General features: G+C 46.5%; 1 pseudogene. It reads left to right on the plus strand.

Annotation, left to right across the window (positions count from 1 at the left end):
- Positions 1-241, plus strand: a pseudogene (locus KB213_RS12270) (glycosyltransferase family 4 protein); the annotation flags it as partial.

Here is a 241-nt window from a genome sequence, read left to right on the forward strand (position 1 = left end):
GTGTATAACATTGCGGATTTGCACTGTTTACTCGTTTTGCGGCAAGCGCATATTCAACAAAGACCAGAATTGGTGAATGAATCTAATCGTTTGAAATCCCTTGAATTTCGGGCGATGACCCACGCGGATGTGACGTTAAAGCATTCTGCGGTCGAGGAAGAGATCATACGGCGTGAATTGCCGGGTATTTCTGTTCTTACGGTACCGTGGGCTATGTCTGTAAGGAGCGATAGTCCTGCAT

This window comes from Neokomagataea anthophila, assembly GCF_018122595.1.
GTDB lineage: Bacteria > Pseudomonadota > Alphaproteobacteria > Acetobacterales > Acetobacteraceae > Gluconobacter > Gluconobacter anthophilus.